The organism is Methylotuvimicrobium buryatense 5G, from assembly GCF_000341735.1.
Taxonomy (GTDB): domain Bacteria; phylum Pseudomonadota; class Gammaproteobacteria; order Methylococcales; family Methylomonadaceae; genus Methylotuvimicrobium; species Methylotuvimicrobium buryatense.
On sequence record NZ_KB455575.1, the window covers coordinates 2,490,346 to 2,504,841 of the forward strand.

At 47.7% G+C, this 14,496-nt stretch carries 16 protein-coding genes and 1 pseudogene; 7 read left to right on the plus strand and 10 right to left on the minus strand.

The window, feature by feature from the left end; genetic code table 11:
- Positions 1-144: 144 nt before the first annotated feature.
- From METBU_RS0110990 to METBU_RS26280, 3 genes and pseudogenes are all read right to left on the minus strand, one after another.
- Complete coding sequence (locus METBU_RS0110990) at positions 145-702, minus strand: Uma2 family endonuclease (protein WP_017840676.1); 558 nt, start codon at positions 700-702, stop codon at positions 145-147.
- Between the two features lie 529 nt (positions 703-1,231).
- Positions 1,232-1,528 carry a BrnA antitoxin family protein gene (locus tag METBU_RS0111000; RefSeq protein ID WP_138767077.1) on the minus strand — a complete coding sequence of 99 codons (297 nt, stop codon included), beginning with the start codon at positions 1,526-1,528 and terminating at the stop codon, positions 1,232-1,234.
- Positions 1,512-1,760 (minus strand): annotated as a pseudogene (locus tag METBU_RS26280) (BrnT family toxin); the annotation flags it as partial. The pseudogene METBU_RS26280 and the gene METBU_RS0111000, both read right to left, overlap by 17 nt.
- 336 nt (positions 1,761-2,096) lie before the next feature.
- Here METBU_RS26280 and METBU_RS0111005 point away from each other — a divergent pair.
- Complete coding sequence (locus METBU_RS0111005) at positions 2,097-2,333, plus strand: FitA-like ribbon-helix-helix domain-containing protein (RefSeq protein ID WP_017840679.1); 237 nt, start codon at positions 2,097-2,099, stop codon at positions 2,331-2,333.
- Positions 2,299-2,592 (plus strand): PIN domain-containing protein, encoded by a 294-nt coding sequence (locus METBU_RS23975; protein WP_201764856.1) that lies wholly within the window; start codon positions 2,299-2,301, stop codon positions 2,590-2,592. The genes METBU_RS0111005 and METBU_RS23975 overlap by 35 nt, the downstream gene beginning before the upstream one ends.
- 793 nt (positions 2,593-3,385) lie before the next feature.
- Here the strand turns inward: METBU_RS23975 and METBU_RS0111015 are convergent.
- A complete protein-coding gene (locus METBU_RS0111015) occupies positions 3,386-4,276 on the minus strand; it encodes a DUF4351 domain-containing protein (protein WP_017840681.1) in 891 nt (296 codons plus the stop codon).
- A gap of 248 nt (positions 4,277-4,524) precedes the next feature.
- Here METBU_RS0111015 and METBU_RS23980 point away from each other — a divergent pair, with 248 nt between their 5' ends.
- The gene (locus METBU_RS23980) at positions 4,525-4,728 is read left to right on the plus strand and encodes a type II toxin-antitoxin system RelE/ParE family toxin (RefSeq protein WP_017840682.1); all 204 of its coding nucleotides are present in this window, start codon (positions 4,525-4,527) and stop codon (positions 4,726-4,728) included.
- A 100-nt stretch (positions 4,729-4,828) separates the two neighbouring features.
- The gene (locus METBU_RS0111025; RefSeq protein ID WP_017840683.1) at positions 4,829-5,110 is read left to right on the plus strand and encodes an addiction module antidote protein; all 282 of its coding nucleotides are present in this window, start codon (positions 4,829-4,831) and stop codon (positions 5,108-5,110) included.
- Positions 5,111-5,570: 460 nt separating this feature from the next.
- Here the strand turns inward: METBU_RS0111025 and METBU_RS0111030 are convergent, their stop codons facing one another.
- The 4 genes from METBU_RS0111030 to METBU_RS0111050 all read right to left on the minus strand — a co-directional run bounded on the left by METBU_RS0111030 (position 5,571) and on the right by METBU_RS0111050 (position 9,509).
- A complete protein-coding gene (locus tag METBU_RS0111030; RefSeq protein WP_017840684.1) occupies positions 5,571-5,888 on the minus strand; it encodes a helix-turn-helix domain-containing protein in 318 nt (105 codons plus the stop codon).
- Positions 5,881-6,255 carry a type II toxin-antitoxin system RelE/ParE family toxin gene (locus METBU_RS0111035; RefSeq protein WP_026130165.1) on the minus strand — a complete coding sequence of 125 codons (375 nt, stop codon included), beginning with the start codon at positions 6,253-6,255 and terminating at the stop codon, positions 5,881-5,883. The genes METBU_RS0111030 and METBU_RS0111035 overlap by 8 nt, the downstream gene beginning before the upstream one ends.
- A gap of 595 nt (positions 6,256-6,850) precedes the next feature.
- Positions 6,851-8,647 (minus strand): tetratricopeptide repeat protein, encoded by a 1,797-nt coding sequence (locus METBU_RS0111045; protein ID WP_186005680.1) that lies wholly within the window; start codon positions 8,645-8,647, stop codon positions 6,851-6,853.
- A gap of 373 nt (positions 8,648-9,020) precedes the next feature.
- Complete coding sequence (locus METBU_RS0111050; RefSeq protein ID WP_017840688.1) at positions 9,021-9,509, minus strand: pilin; 489 nt, start codon at positions 9,507-9,509, stop codon at positions 9,021-9,023.
- 295 nt (positions 9,510-9,804) lie between these two features.
- Between METBU_RS0111050 and METBU_RS0111055 the strand changes: the two genes are divergently transcribed.
- The 3 genes from METBU_RS0111055 (at position 9,805) to METBU_RS0111065 (ending at position 11,773) form a co-directional block, all read left to right on the plus strand.
- Positions 9,805-10,083, plus strand: a complete 279-nt coding sequence (locus tag METBU_RS0111055; RefSeq protein ID WP_017840689.1) for a type II toxin-antitoxin system RelE/ParE family toxin — start codon at positions 9,805-9,807, stop codon at positions 10,081-10,083.
- Positions 10,084-10,096: 13 nt separating this feature from the next.
- Complete coding sequence (locus tag METBU_RS0111060) at positions 10,097-10,399, plus strand: HigA family addiction module antitoxin (protein ID WP_017840690.1); 303 nt, start codon at positions 10,097-10,099, stop codon at positions 10,397-10,399.
- Positions 10,400-10,705: 306 nt separating this feature from the next.
- A complete protein-coding gene (locus METBU_RS0111065; protein ID WP_017840691.1) occupies positions 10,706-11,773 on the plus strand; it encodes a DUF4351 domain-containing protein in 1,068 nt (355 codons plus the stop codon).
- A gap of 559 nt (positions 11,774-12,332) precedes the next feature.
- Here the strand turns inward: METBU_RS0111065 and rpmE are convergent.
- Both rpmE and METBU_RS0111070 read right to left on the minus strand, forming a co-directional pair.
- Positions 12,333-12,533: a 50S ribosomal protein L31 gene (gene rpmE, locus METBU_RS26285; protein ID WP_083877704.1), complete on the minus strand. Its 201-nt coding sequence runs from the start codon at positions 12,531-12,533 to the stop codon at positions 12,333-12,335.
- Between the two features lie 571 nt (positions 12,534-13,104).
- Positions 13,105-14,472, minus strand: a complete 1,368-nt coding sequence (locus METBU_RS0111070; protein ID WP_175421658.1) for an AmpG family muropeptide MFS transporter — start codon at positions 14,470-14,472, stop codon at positions 13,105-13,107.
- Positions 14,473-14,496: the final 24 nt, after the last annotated feature.

The following is a 14,496-nucleotide window of genomic DNA, read 5'->3' on the forward strand; positions in this document are numbered from 1 at the left end:
GTTACCTTTAGTAATGGCATTGACTCGAGCGGGACGGGTTATGTAACCCGTCCTCAACGTTTCGGTTTGGCTCAAACATATCGGCTTGCTTTGACCACGGGCGCAACGTTTATGACGGGGCTACAAACCCCGTCCTGCTTTTCCTTATTCCCACAAATGACTCAAACTAAATGAATGCTCGGCAAATGGATCGGCGCTGACTTGATCGTCATCCTTCAAACTCTGCTGCAACAGCCAATGACCTTCTTGTAAGCGATACGTTTCGAGCGTATGCAACATCGGATCGACCAACCAACAATAGAACACACCCAGACCCGCATAAATCGGCATTTTTTCGCTGCGATCGATTTTGGCGGTTGCGGGCGATAAAACCTCGCAGACCCAATCGGGCACGATTTCAAACCACGCCGTCTCCGGCAGTTGCGGCATGCGTTGTTTACGCCATCCCGCGAGATCCGGTACCAAAACATGACCGCCGATGTGCAATTCCGGCTCGTCAAGTATCCACCAACCGGTAGAACCACCATGTCTACCATGAAATAGTGAACCAATTTCAATACCCAACGATGAACAAGTCAAAGCATGCTTCGGCGCGGGCCTCGGCTGCACTTCCAAACGTCCATTGATGATCTCACCGACCAAATTTTCGGGCAAAGCCAGAATATCGTCATAACTGGGTAATTTAAGCGCGGTGTTTGCCATGTATGCCTCACTTTTCCAATTGACACAATCAATTGGCGTCTAACTGGTTTCATCGTCGCGAGTATAGCATAACGGCATGATTCGGCATTGGGTTGCAGCAATTCCCGGCGGGACGGGTTATTTAACCCGTCCCCAACGTTTCGGTTTGCATCAAACACATCGGCTTGCTTTGGCCGCGGTCGAAACGATTATGACGGGGTTACAAACCGCGCCTTGCTGAAGCTAGGGATTGGGAACAAGATATGTCAAATGTAAGGCCTGACCATGGAATCTGCGCATCGTCGCGAGTATAGCATAACGTCATTACTCGGCATTGGGTTGGGTCACTTGCGAGCGCCCCAGCGAGACGGGTTTATTTAACCCGTCCTCAACGTTTCGGTTTGCATCAAACATATCGGCTTGCTTTGGCCGCGGTCGAAACGATTATGACGGGGTTACAAACCGCGCCTTGCTGAAGCTGGGGATTGGGAGCGTGATATTAAAAATCACAAATCAAAGACTTGACCCCGGCTTTCTTCGTCCTGCGGGCTCAAATCGACTTATGCAATTCTTGCTTGATTGTCTCTCGCACCATGTCGGATAAAGTCAAACCATGGGCAAACTGTTTGAGAGCTTCATTCATTAACGTTTGATAACTGCCGCCGCTCATTTCCGCACGCGCTTTAAAAATTGCCAGCGTCTCGCTATCCACTCGCATGGTGATGCGCATCTTGTTGCCATGTTGGGCCTGTAGTTTGGCCAAGGCAGGAACCTGCGAAACCGGCTTGGCGTCGGCAAAGTCCATATCAGTATAGCGCTCGTACATTGGATCAGAATTGTTGTTCATAGCGTTTCTTCTGCGGTTGGTTGGCTTTCCATGCGGAAATCAGGCGCACACAGTCACCTCGTAACGTCCACACCACGACTAAAATACGATCTTTCCCACCCATGCCCAGCGATACAAAACGCTGCTCGTCGGCAGCATCGACATCTTCACATGTCAGCGCGTATGGGTCTGACAATACATGCTTGGCTTCTTCAAAAGTTACGCCCTCATAATTTAAGGGATTAGCGGCAGCTTTGTCGGAATCCTATTCAATCTTCATCCTGATTAGCAAGATGCTTCAGCTTGCTGAAGCCAATTGTCCGAGCAGTGGCCAGTCGTAGCCACTTCTGCGGGACGGGTTATTTAACCCGTCCCCAACGTTTCGGTTTGCCCTAAACATTTCGGCTAACTTCGGCCAAAGTCAAAACGTTTAGGACGGGGTTGCAAACCCCGTCCTGCTAGGTAATTGTGCATAAAGACAATTCAGTTTCGAGAAGCTAGAGCTTCTCGGACTGCATTCCCAAGCAAAGAACTTGGGAACGAGCGACAATGCTATCATTGATATCACTCACCTTACAAGGAAGCCATCATGCCAAGTCTAGTCGTTAGAAACCTTGATGATTCAATCATAAATGCGTTGAAAGAAAGAGCGGTTAAACACCATCGCTCTACTGAAGCCGAGCATCGAGCCATTTTGGCTGAAGTCCTGATGAAACCTCAACGTAAAAGCTTTGCTGAAGCTTTAGCCAACATACCTACTGTTGGCACGGATACGGATTTTCAGCGCATCAATGACGATACTAGCGAATCCAATGTATTTGATTGATACCAACATCATCAGCGAGCTTAGAAAAGGCTATAAAGCTAATTCCGGTGTGCAAGAATTTTTCGATAAAGTCATTCAGGAGAATGTCCCCATTTACATTTCCGCCATTACGATTGGCGAATTGCGCAGAGGCGTCGATTTGATTTTCCACCGTGGCGACGAAACACAAGGCAAACTGTTGGAAAACTGGCTCAATAGCATCCTCGATCAATATCAAGACAACATCCTAGCCATTGATAGCGAAATTGCTATGCTTTGAGGAAAATTACGCGTTCCTAGGCACGAACATGCCTTAGATAAATTGATTGCAGCTACCGGGATAATCTATGGGCTAGTCATTGTTACTAGAAACACCAAAGACTTCGAAAATACTGGTGTTCGAGTGTTAAATCCTTTTATTGAATAAATGGAAATAACTCGCTTATTAACTTACGGTTCAATAAGAAACTGAAGGTAATTATTCACATCCCCCTATCGTTCCCACGCTCTGCGTCACTGCCATTAAGTTAAGGATTTTTCCGTTCGCCCTGAGCCTGTCGAAGGGTGAATGGAAAAATCCTGGGTCGATAAGTTAAGCCGTCCATGGTTCGACAGACTCACCACGAACGGCTTAACTTAATGGCAGTGACGCTCTGCGTGGGAATGAGAATGGCCGGGGAACTGAATACTCACAACTGAAGAGATTGATTCGCAAGACAGAGAATTCGAAAAAAAGCCCAAATTTGCTTAAGGGATTGGATTGGCTTGGCTTATCGATTACGACAAGCTAATGTACGCCCATTAACTTTCCTGTAACCGACAAAAAGTATTCTGACCCCTTTTTGTCCTCATACTGCATTTCCAAGCAAAGAGCTTGGGAACGAGCGAAAAAAGTAACCTGACCCCTTTTTTTGGGACCCCTTTTTTTCCTTTTTTTCGAGTGCCGCCACTAAATACCTCTAGCCTCTTGGTTGATGTAACATAAAAGGTAATTATGGTAATCATAAATAATGTGTACCTGACCCCAGTTATTCGACCCCAGTTATTTCTCAGTTATTTCTTAATCCCACGAGCTACGGCTTAAATAACTGCTCCAACGTATCGACAAACAAGATACGCTCCACCCATTGATCCAACTGAGTCTTATCGGCGTGATTGATTTTTTCTTCCGCCCAAGCTGGAAGTTCGCCGAATTTCAGTTGTAACTGCTTGGTCAATGTCTGTGTTTCGCCCTCTTGCCGCCCTTCTTTTCGACCTTCTTTTCGGCCTTCTTCTCTTAATATCTGTGCCAATCCCATACGATCCTCCGCTTCAGGTAAATAGTCATTACGATAGGTTGCGATTTCCGCGTCGGTCAAATCCGCGTAATAATCGACAAAGTCGACGTATTTTAGTTGCTTATTCGGGTCTTGTTCCAGTAGCGCCAAGCCCAATTGCGCATCGTGGTAGATGTCCAATTTTTGACCTTTGGCATAGCGCATATTCGGTAAGTTCAAACGCGCGACGATATTATCACTGTCGCGGTAAGCATCCGCGGAAAGGTTCTTCAGCTCACAAGCGATATAGCGAAATCTCAGATAATTATGCCGCTCGCCGCCTAAATGCAATTCGTAAGGGTGACGTCCTCGATCCAGAAAAATCACAATGGGAACCACCCTGTCGGTTTGCGCCAACTCGGCTAAATCCAGACAATAATGCGCCAATCGATAAATCGAAAACCGCCGGGCTTCGGTTTCTTCTTCCAGAAGAAACAAAACCACTTCGCGCCGTCCATCGAGCCATTCGACCAGTAGCGGCGTATCCAGCTCATGAAAGCGGTCGCCGAGCCGTTCTTTCAGCTGCTCCTGACGAAATGGAATGATGCGCGCTTGCGGCAAGTCGTCGGGCGCTTCATCGGCGGCAAAAAACTGCAAGGCTTGCACGGGGTAGTCGAGAATCAGATTTTTAAAGTTTTGATCGTGCATGGTTCAGGTCTCGTTTCCTCGCTCCAGTGAACGTTATTATACATAAACTGTAGGCTAATTTTTTTTTGAGACGAGCGCATGATACAAACGCCAACCCGCCCGATTATCGACAAAATCATGCGTAAACACTCTCACTTCGGCACGTCTTCTTGCAAAACCGTCATCGCCGGCATGAAAATGTCAAATGTAAGGCCTGACCCCGGAATCTGCGGCTTGTCATATCGTAGTCTATAGGCTACTGTAAGCCTATGAATTACGAAATACAGACCACCTCCAACTTTGACAAGTGGCTTAAAAATCTCACAGATCGTAAGGCCGCTTTGGCTATTTTGCAGCGCATTAACCGCGCTAAAATTGGGTTGTTTGGCGAAGTTAAGGCAGTTGGTGACGGCGTGATCGAGATGCGTGTTTTTGTGGGGCAAGGCTATCGCGTGTATTTTACGATTTCGTGACGCCGAAATTATTTTGCTGTTATGCGGTGGCAATAAGTCGTCGCAATAACGGGATATTGAAAAGGCAAAAAATCTTCGTAACCAGCTTCAGGAGTTTGTGATGAAAACTGAAATCCAGCTTTATAATCCGTTTGATTATTTGCAAAGTGATGAGGAGATTACCGAGTATTTAACTCAAGCACTTATGGATGACGATCCGCGCGTTTTGGGGATTGCGTTAGGGTATTTGGCTAAAGCGCGCGGCATAGCAGATTTGGCTGAAAAAACAGGGCTGAATCGAGAAAGTTTATATAAAACGCTATCCGGGAAAACACAACCGAAATGGAGCACCATTAACCGAATTATCAAGGCACTGAATATTAGGATTCAAGCGGTAACTTAATCTATCCTGATTAGCGGGATTGCTTCAGCTAAAGCCAAGCAGCTAAGTTATTCATCAGCGGGATGGTCAGTTTGTAGGAGCGACTACCCAGCCGCGAACGTTGCAGATAGATAAGCGCTTCCGGCTCCGCTTATCGCGCCTAGGTCGGCGCTCCCACATACATAAAACGAAACCAGTACCTATTAAAAGACCTAAAAGCTCTTTTTCTTCTCTGAAAAATGCTTAATTAAGACCTACCCCCCCCTTCTCTCACTGCCATTAAGTTAAGGATTTTTCCGTTCGCCCTGAGCCTGTCGAAGGGTGAATGGAAAAATCCTGGGACGATAAGTTAAGCCGCCCATGGTTCGACAGGCTCACCACGAACGGCTTAACTTAATGGCAATGCCCCCTTCTCTACATTTTAGTGTCAAATTCAAGGCCTGCCCCCAATATCGCTCTACGCGGTACGCGGTTAACGTGATCACGCAATCGCCATCAGCCCTTTTTTCTGGATAACGGTGAGCAGCCGCAAAGCCGGTCCACCAGGCTTTTTTACACCACGCTCCCAGTCAGAAACTAGATTCTTGGAAACATTGAGGTAGCGTGCAAACACCGGTTGCGAGATGTGCTCACGCAAACGGATCTCTTTGATCTCTTCCGGTGTCAGTACGTGAATCGGCGTCAGACACGCCTCATCAAATTCACGCATCGTCTGCTTATCGACGGCGCCAATTTCGTGCAAAGCCTCCATCGTCTCATGGATGGCGGCAAAGGCATCGCTGCGGTATTTCTTAGGCATCTTTCACGACCTCCTCAAACTGACCGTTTTCGATGAGCCGTTGCAAATGCTCATCGGTGAGTGCAAGAACCTGCTTAGCCATCTTCTTGAACTGGATCTCTTCATCCTCGCGGATGTTACCCTGCTCGCTCTTAGGGAATCCAAAAACGAAGAAAGCTTTGTCCTCCTTGCGGTACAACACAATGCTGCGGTATCCCTTGGACTTGCCGACACCTGGACGTGCAATCCGCTGCTTGATTACGCCACCACCCAGATCGGCATCGATCTGACCTTGTTCGGCACGCTCCACCGCACCCCAAAGTGCTTCGGCTGAGATTTTTTCTTTGCGGGCAAACCGCTCAAACCAGGCATTTTTAAAAACTCTCAAACCAAAGCACTCCATTTAGTGAGCTCATGGTATCACACTAAGCATGACACATTAAAACAAAATTATCCCCCTAACTCCATCGTCTGCTTGCTGCTTGGACCATAGCTATCGGAATGCTCTTACTCTGCCCCGAGTGCCGCCACTAAATACCTCTAGCCTCTTGGCTGATGTAACATAAAAGGTGTAATTATGGGAATCATAAATAATGTGTACCTGACCCCAGTTATTTATGCTGGTGTTCGAGTGTTAAATCCTTTTATTGAATAAATGGAAATAACTCGCTTATTAACTTACGGTTCAATAACAAACTGAAGAGATTGATTCGCAAGACAGAGAATTCGAAAAAAAGCCCAAATTTGCTTAATGGATTGGCTTGGCTTATCGATTACGACAAGCTAATGTACACCCATTAACTTTCCTGTAACCGAAAAAAAGTAACCTGACCCCTTTTTTCGCTCATTAACTTTCCTGTAACCGAAAAAAAGTAACCTGACCCCTTTTTTCCTTTTTTCGACCCCTTTTTTCTCGGACTGCATTCCCAAGCAAAGAGCTTGGGAACGAGCGATAAACTGGAGCATGAGAACGGGAAACGCGGCTATGATTCCAATTGCTCAACAACAGCAATCCATTGTTGTCTGAGTATTGGATTTTTAGGGGCCTTGTCGATGGCTAGATGCAATAATTCACGAGCATCGGCGTTCCGTCCTTGCTGAAGCAGTTGCGTATATAACAAAACTAACACTTCCTGGTCGGGGGATCGATGAAAGGCCTTTTGTAACAACTCAATGGCCAAATCATGTTGTTGCTCATACAGAAATAAACGCGCTTGAAGTAACCATAATGCGGCTTGAGTGCGGGCTCTGGAAAATTTGGGATTCGCTAACAACTGCTTGCTGATTTGATGCAAATCTTCTGTTCGTAAAAAAGGGCAAGCACCCTGTTCATGAAGCTTGCGAATGGCGTCCAATGAAAATAAAGCCAAATAACTAAAATGACTGTTTGCCAATGTCGTCCGCATCATCGCCAAATGCGACGCCACCCCTTCGGCATCGCCGCGCATACAACGCAATCTTAAACCTTGCATGGCGACACTACTTAACGCCGGATTTAACGATAGCGCCCGATCCAAAATCGCTTGGGCTTCATTCAAGCGGCCTGCGGAAACATAAGAATGCGCCATGGTTTGCACTGCGCGCGGGGAAGCGGGATGTTGCCGCGCCCATAGCTCCAGTTCGCGGTTACCCCAAATCGATGTCACTTGCCAAAGCACAAATGCGAGAAAGCAAAAATACAATCCGCCTATACCGTATTTCAAAGCCTTAGAAAGCGGCATACGGCTAAAGCCCCAGGACAAGGCCAACACCGGGCCGATGAGCGGTAAATAATTACGGTGCTCGAAGTACAATTCCAAAGCAATCCAAGAGGACTCGATGAAATGCCCCGCCAAATACCACAACACGGCAAACGCCACGACAGGATAGCGCCGCCGCCAAATCAAGGCACCGACGAAGGCTACCAACCATGCCAATCCAGCCAGCCAAGCCTCCCAATCCGTCGCTTGATAAATCCGATAATCGTCATGGAAAGGGCCTAGCGCGAAAGGTCTAGGTAAAAAAGCCAGTCGCAAATAATCCCACAAGATAACCGGTTGCGTGAATAAACGCTCGCTTAAGCTAAAGGCCCGGTTACCATAGGCATGGACAGAACCTGGCAAAATCCATAGCATATACAAGCCCAGTACGACACTCGGCAACACAATGGCCATTCGCAAATAATTCCGAGGCCACATGGGCGTATTCCGCTCTTCGGCGGTCAATAAGATCCATTCGATGATAACCAGAAACACCGGCAACAACACACCGTTTTCCTTGGTCAACATCGCGAGGACAGTACATAACCCTACGCCAAAAATTGTCAGCCAAACAGACCAAGTTTGCGTTTGCCGTGCGCGCCCCCATAGATACACCCAAACCCCGATTAGCACAAAAGTCGCGCTGAGCGATGTCATGCGCTGCACGACCATCATGGAGGTCGACGCCAATATCGGCAATATCCCCCAAAGTCCCGCCGCCAATGGGGCAAAGCCATAGCCGCCAGAAAACAAATCAGGACATAGCTTTTGCAATCGGCGGATAATCAACGCCAACAAGAGGACATTGATCAAATGAATCCAAGTATTCGTGATTAGAAAAGGGGTGGCGAAATCGGGATAGGCGGAAGCATTCAACAAGAAGCTGGCCAAGGCTACCGGACGACCAAGCGGCCCCGCATCGCCATTAACGATATAAAACAGCGCGCTAGGCCAATCCTTAACGTAAAGCAAACCGTCTAAAGTAGGAGGATCATCGAAGAAAAAAATACCACCGAAGCCCGCGGAGTAAACAGAATACAAGGCAATTAATAGAACCAAAATGGGCAGTGCCCTGTTACTGGTAGGGGAGACTGTTGCTGTAACAAAAAAAAAGGATAAGGCTTTCTTCATTGGATTAATCCAAAGTAGGAGATTAGAGGTGTCTTATTTTTACAAGTATTTTTGACTTAGCTTATCGGAATTTTTTTTGAATTCACAAGAAACGTCGATCGATGGGATGTGAATTAACCCTAAGAATGATTCCATAGCCAAACGAAGCCGATATAGCTACAAAAAAATAAAATAGCCGCCGAACAAAAAAACCGCTCTACCCAAAGAGGTAGAGCGGTTTATAGATGATCCCATTATCCGGTAAGAGTGGGAATGGGCACCAATCCGTCTTACGAATAACCTATTAGCCGCGGCAAGAACCTGGTAAATATTTGGAAGGGATAGTAGTGCCGTCAGTGGTAAGACCGCAGCGCCATCTGAAAACCTGAACTCCAACATCAGTGTTCGCAAGAGGAGTAGTCTCGTCTTTCATTGGCACTAAAGTCAAGAATTTATCATCGATATCAGCGTCACCAAAACCAGTCGCCGTAATTGTAACTTTACCAGCATTGTCGGTCGCAATTAACTTAACATATTTGGATGATTGAGCTGTAGTTTCACACCCCCATTGATTTGCGGCTGGTAAAGTTGATGCGCTACTTGTTTGCGCTACTTCAGTAATCGCGGTTCGACAGGTGCTCCCCGCTAAAACGACTTCAGACATTTTAGCCCGAACCGTGTAGTCTTGATAAGCCGGCAGCGCGACCGCCGCCAAAATACCGATGATCGCGACCACGATCATCAGTTCGATCAAGGTAAAACCTTGTTGTGTTTGTGTTTTAAAATTTTGCATGGTAACCACCCCTGTGTTGGTAAAAAGTTCGAATTGAATTCAGCTAGAATAAAGCATTCGCCATGCCAATCTTCAGAACTAGAGCGGAGTTCTTTGCATTTCAATGCATTAGGCGAATACCCTTTTGGCGAGCGGCTCGATTCAGTCACCTAGACCGGAAATCCTACTCGTTACGACTTTCTAAAAACGGCGGTTTGTGACAATTTTTGTCAGCTCTGTGATTGATCTTCTTAATAACTCCGGTGAGGATTGCGCATAAGCTGACAAGTGATACGCTTGGCTATACGATTTAGCCATGATTAAATCATTTCAGCATAAAGGGTTAAAGATTTTTTTTGAAACAGACAATAAAGCCGGGATTATTCCTGACCATGCCCCGAAACTTTCTCGCCAGTTGCTAAGGCTGGATATAGCCGGATCTGTTGACGATGTTAATTTGCCGGGTTGGCGGTTACACGCTTTAGCCGGTGAACTTGCCGGATATTATGCTATTAAGGTAAGTGGCATTTGGCGAATTACTGTTAAATTTGAAGGTGAAGATGTAGTCCTGGTTGACTACGTGGATTATCACTAATGAGGTATCAACGATGACGCATATTTATACCCCCCCCCACCCCGGAGAAATTTTAAAGGACGATGTTTTACCCGCATTGGCTTTAACCGTTACTAAAGCGGCTAAGCAACTCGGCGTAACCCGTGCGGCCTTATCGCGTGTGTTAAATGGTAAAGCAGCCATTTCGCCGGAAATGGCGTTGCGCCTGGAAAATTGGCTGGGCCTGGAAAATGGTGGCCGTGCCGATTTGTGGTTAGCCCAGCAAGCGGCTTACGATCTTTGGAAAGTGAGACGCAACTATACCCCTAATGTACAACGAGCAGTATTGTTGGACTGACATGAGGAGGATCAGGGGGATTAGGGTCAGGCCTTACATTTGACATTAAGCCCGCGTAGGTCCGATTAGCGTAGCGTAATCGGACGCATGTTGTTGAGACAAGCGTTATCATCGAGTCCCACAAAAGGGGTCCACAAAAGGGGTCACACAAAAGGGGTCAGGTTACTTTTTCTTGATTACGAGCCATAGCGCCGTAAACAAAAAAATCGGGATCAGGCCTTACATTTGACTTCGAGGAAAATCGGGCGATGGGGGCTGATCTTTCAGTCACACATTATTTCGTTTCTAAGTCGCTTAGTCCGGTGGATGGCAAAGTTACGTCCATCAAAAAAGCCTTGGCATAAGGCATTCAAATCGTCGCATTATCAATCTATCTATGCGAGAATTGCCGGCATGGCTGAAGTTTATTCCGATGATTACGACACCCCCTGGAAAGACATACTCGAACATGCATTTCCTGAATTCATGGCCTTTTATTTTCCCAGCGCTCAAACGCAAATCGATTGGGATAAAGGATATGAATTTAAAAACACCGAACTGCGGCAAGTGGTGCGCGATGCCGAGTTAGGCAAACGCTACGCCGACGCGCTGGTTCAAGTGACTTTATCGACAGGCATGGAAAGCTGGATTTATATTCATATCGAAATCCAAGGCCAAAAAGACCCGGCCTTTGCGCAACGCATGTTCACTTATAATTACCGGTTATTTGACCGTTATGCGCGGCCAATCGCCAGCCTTGCGGTTTTGGCCGACAACGATGCGCATTGGAAACCCGATCATTATGGCTTTAAGGTGCTCGGCTGTAGTCACCAGTTGAATTTTCCGGTTGCCAAATTATTGGAGTATGAAAGCGAACTTGAACAACTGGAAAAACATCCTAATCCTTTTGCGATTATCACGGCGGCGCACCTGCGCACACGGCAAACCAAGCATGATCCGGAATCACGCTATCGAGCCAAACAAGCCTTAGTGCGTTTACTGTACCAACAAGGCTGGGAGAAGCAGCGAATATTGGATCTCTTCGCTGTGCTGGATTGGATGATGCGTTTGCCCGATTGGCTCGAACAGCAATTATGGCAAGATATTCAACTTATTGAAGGAGAAACTCAAATGCCCTATGTTACCAGCGTCGAACGGCTTGCCACTGAAAGAGGCATGCAAAAAGGCATGAAAAAAGGCGTGCAACAAGGCCGGCAACAAGAATGCCTTGCTCTGGTTACACGCCAATTACGCCGCAAATTTGGCCGCGAACCGGCCTTAGATAACGCTTTGACGCAATTAAGCCTTTATTCTTTAGCCGAGCTAGAAGAGCTGGCTGACGCCCTGTTGGATTTTAATAACATCGAAGATCTGGAAGCTTGGCTTACCCAATAAGCCAGGCATGCAACCCGGCAGGCTGTCCTGTCGTTGTGGAGCGAGAAAATACTTTCACAGTCTCTTCCGTTTGGGAAAGACACACCGGAAGCTCCAGCTTCCTGAGACCGACACAACCTCCGCACAATCCCAATCAACCTCGACACGCTCGCTCGTTCAATTTTTCTTGATTGTCGGGAAGCTAGAGCTTCCTGAACAGGTTACCCAAGCTGGAGCTTGGGTAACAGCATATTGTAGTTTTTGTGACTAAGACTGGCCCCTGCTCGGACACTTCTGCGGGACGGGTTATTTAACCCGTCCCCAACGTTTCGGTTTGCCCTAAACATTTCGGCTGACTTCGGCCAAAGTCAAAACATTTAGAACGGGGTTGCAAACCCCGTCCTGCTAGGCGGGAGATTTTTTAAATAAATACCCTCAATCCCCCTTTTTCAAAGGGGGAGGCCAACAATTACGCCTGAATTGCGGTAATTTGCCAACGGGGTCGGAATACTCACATCGGAAAGGTTTGCGCCTTTGTAGCAATCCGGCGCATAAGAAATTTTCGGTTTCGGCTATTGGTTTATTTGCCGTATTTTTTACGGAATTTGTCTACTCTTCCTGCGGTGTCGACTACCCGTTGTTTACCGGTATAAAAAGGGTGGCATGCGGAGCATACCTCAACTTGAAGATCCTTACCCAATACGGACCCGGTTTCGAAGGTATTGCCGCAACCACATGTGACTGTGATTTGTTTGTATTCTGGATGAATGTCTGGTTTCATGTTTGCTTCCAAATTACCCGTTAGTGGGCCACGTACTTATTAATGAACTGCGTATGATACTGTTTATATAAGTAAATCGCAATATCAATTTTTGATCGATCCCTTATGGCATTTGCTTCTTTCTACACGCAAGGGCGGGTTATTTAACCCGCCCTGAACGTTTTGATTTGCCTTGGCCACGGGCGAAACGTTTAGGACGGGGTTCACAAGCCATGCGCGTCAAGCTAAAAACGGCCAACCCACATCACGCTCTTTCCCAAGCTCCAGCTTGGGAAAGACACCCCGGAAGCTCCAGCTTCCTGAGACCGACACAACCTCCGCACATTCTCAATCAACCCCGACTCGCTCGTTCAATTTTTCTTGATTTTCGGGAAGCTAGAGCTTCCTGAACAGGTTACCCAAGCTGGAGCTTGGGTAACAGCATATTTTAGTTTTTGCGACTACGACTGGTCCCTGCTTGGACACTTCGCTTCGACAAGCTGAAGCATCTTGCTAATCAGGAAATAAGCTGGAACTTTGCCTCCCCCTTTGAAAAAGGGGGATTGAGGGGGATTTATCTAAATAATCTCCCCTAATCCCTCTTTTTCAAAGAGGGGGACTGAATATTTACTCGCGCATAGCGCCTCATCAACACCAGCACCAATACGATTGCCGGCAATCCGACCGATGCGGAATAGACGAAAAACCATTCATAACCGTAATGCTCGACCACTATTCCCGAAAACCCGCCTAGAAGTTTCGCAGGCAAAGTCATCAGCGAACTGAACAAGGCGTATTGGGTCGCGGTATAGGCCGTACTGGTCATACTCGATAAGTAGGCTATGAACACTGCGGTCGCAATACCTCCGCTGAGATTATCGGCACTGACGGCGCCGGCGAGCAAAACCAAACTGGGCTCCGAGACGGCGAGCAGCACGAACAGTAAATTGGTCGCTGCGGCCATCACCGCGCCGAGCAACAAAGGCTTCATGATGCCGTAACGGGCCACCAATACACCGCCGATCGAGGCCCCGGCGATGGTCATGAAAAACCCGAAAATTTTGCTGATGTCGGCAATTTCTTTTTTACTGAAGCCGATATCCAAATAAAACGGGTTCGCCATCACGCCCATCGTGATGTCGCTCATTTTATAAGTCGCGATCAGCACCAGTATCATCAAGCCGAATTTGCCGTTCCGCGTGAAAAACTCGACGAACGGGCTTAGCACCGCATCGGAAAACCAGGCGCCCAATCGAGCCATCCAATTTCGGGGACCGGCCACTCCGAAGGCCGCCTCTACTCTTCGCGCCAATTTCCGTGCTTCTTGATCTTCGTTAGGGAGCGGCTCGTCAATGATCAGCGTGGCCACGACACCGACCAGCATGCAAGCCGCCATTAGTTGATAGGCAATAGCCCAGCCGAAATACTCGGCCAGATAAAATGCGCCGGCTCCGGCCACTAGCAAGGCAATTCGATACCCGAGCACATACATCGCCGCCATCGCGCCTTGATATTCGACGACGACCGCTTCGATTCGATAAGCATCGATAACGATATCTTGGGTCGACGAACAAAACGCCACCCAAACGGCAAATATCGCGATCCATTGCAATTGCGATTCGACATCGGCGCTCGCCATGCCGACTAGGCCTGCGGCAATACCCAATTGAGCCAGTAACATCCAACTGCGCCGCTTGCCGATACACTTGGTCAACCAGGGTAGCGGCAACGTGTCGACCACCGGCGCCCAAAAGAATTTGACGGAATACGTTACGCCGACCCAGCTAAAAAAACCGATAACGGACAATTCGACGCCGACATCGCGCAGCCATGCCGACAGCGTCGAAAACACCAATAGAAAAGGAAGACCGGCCGAAAAGCCGAGAAAAACCATACCCAGCACGCGAGGCCGGGTATAGACGAGGAAGGCTTCGCGCCATCCGCTCTTAACAGCCGTCATGCCGGCAACCGGCAATCAAGCAGC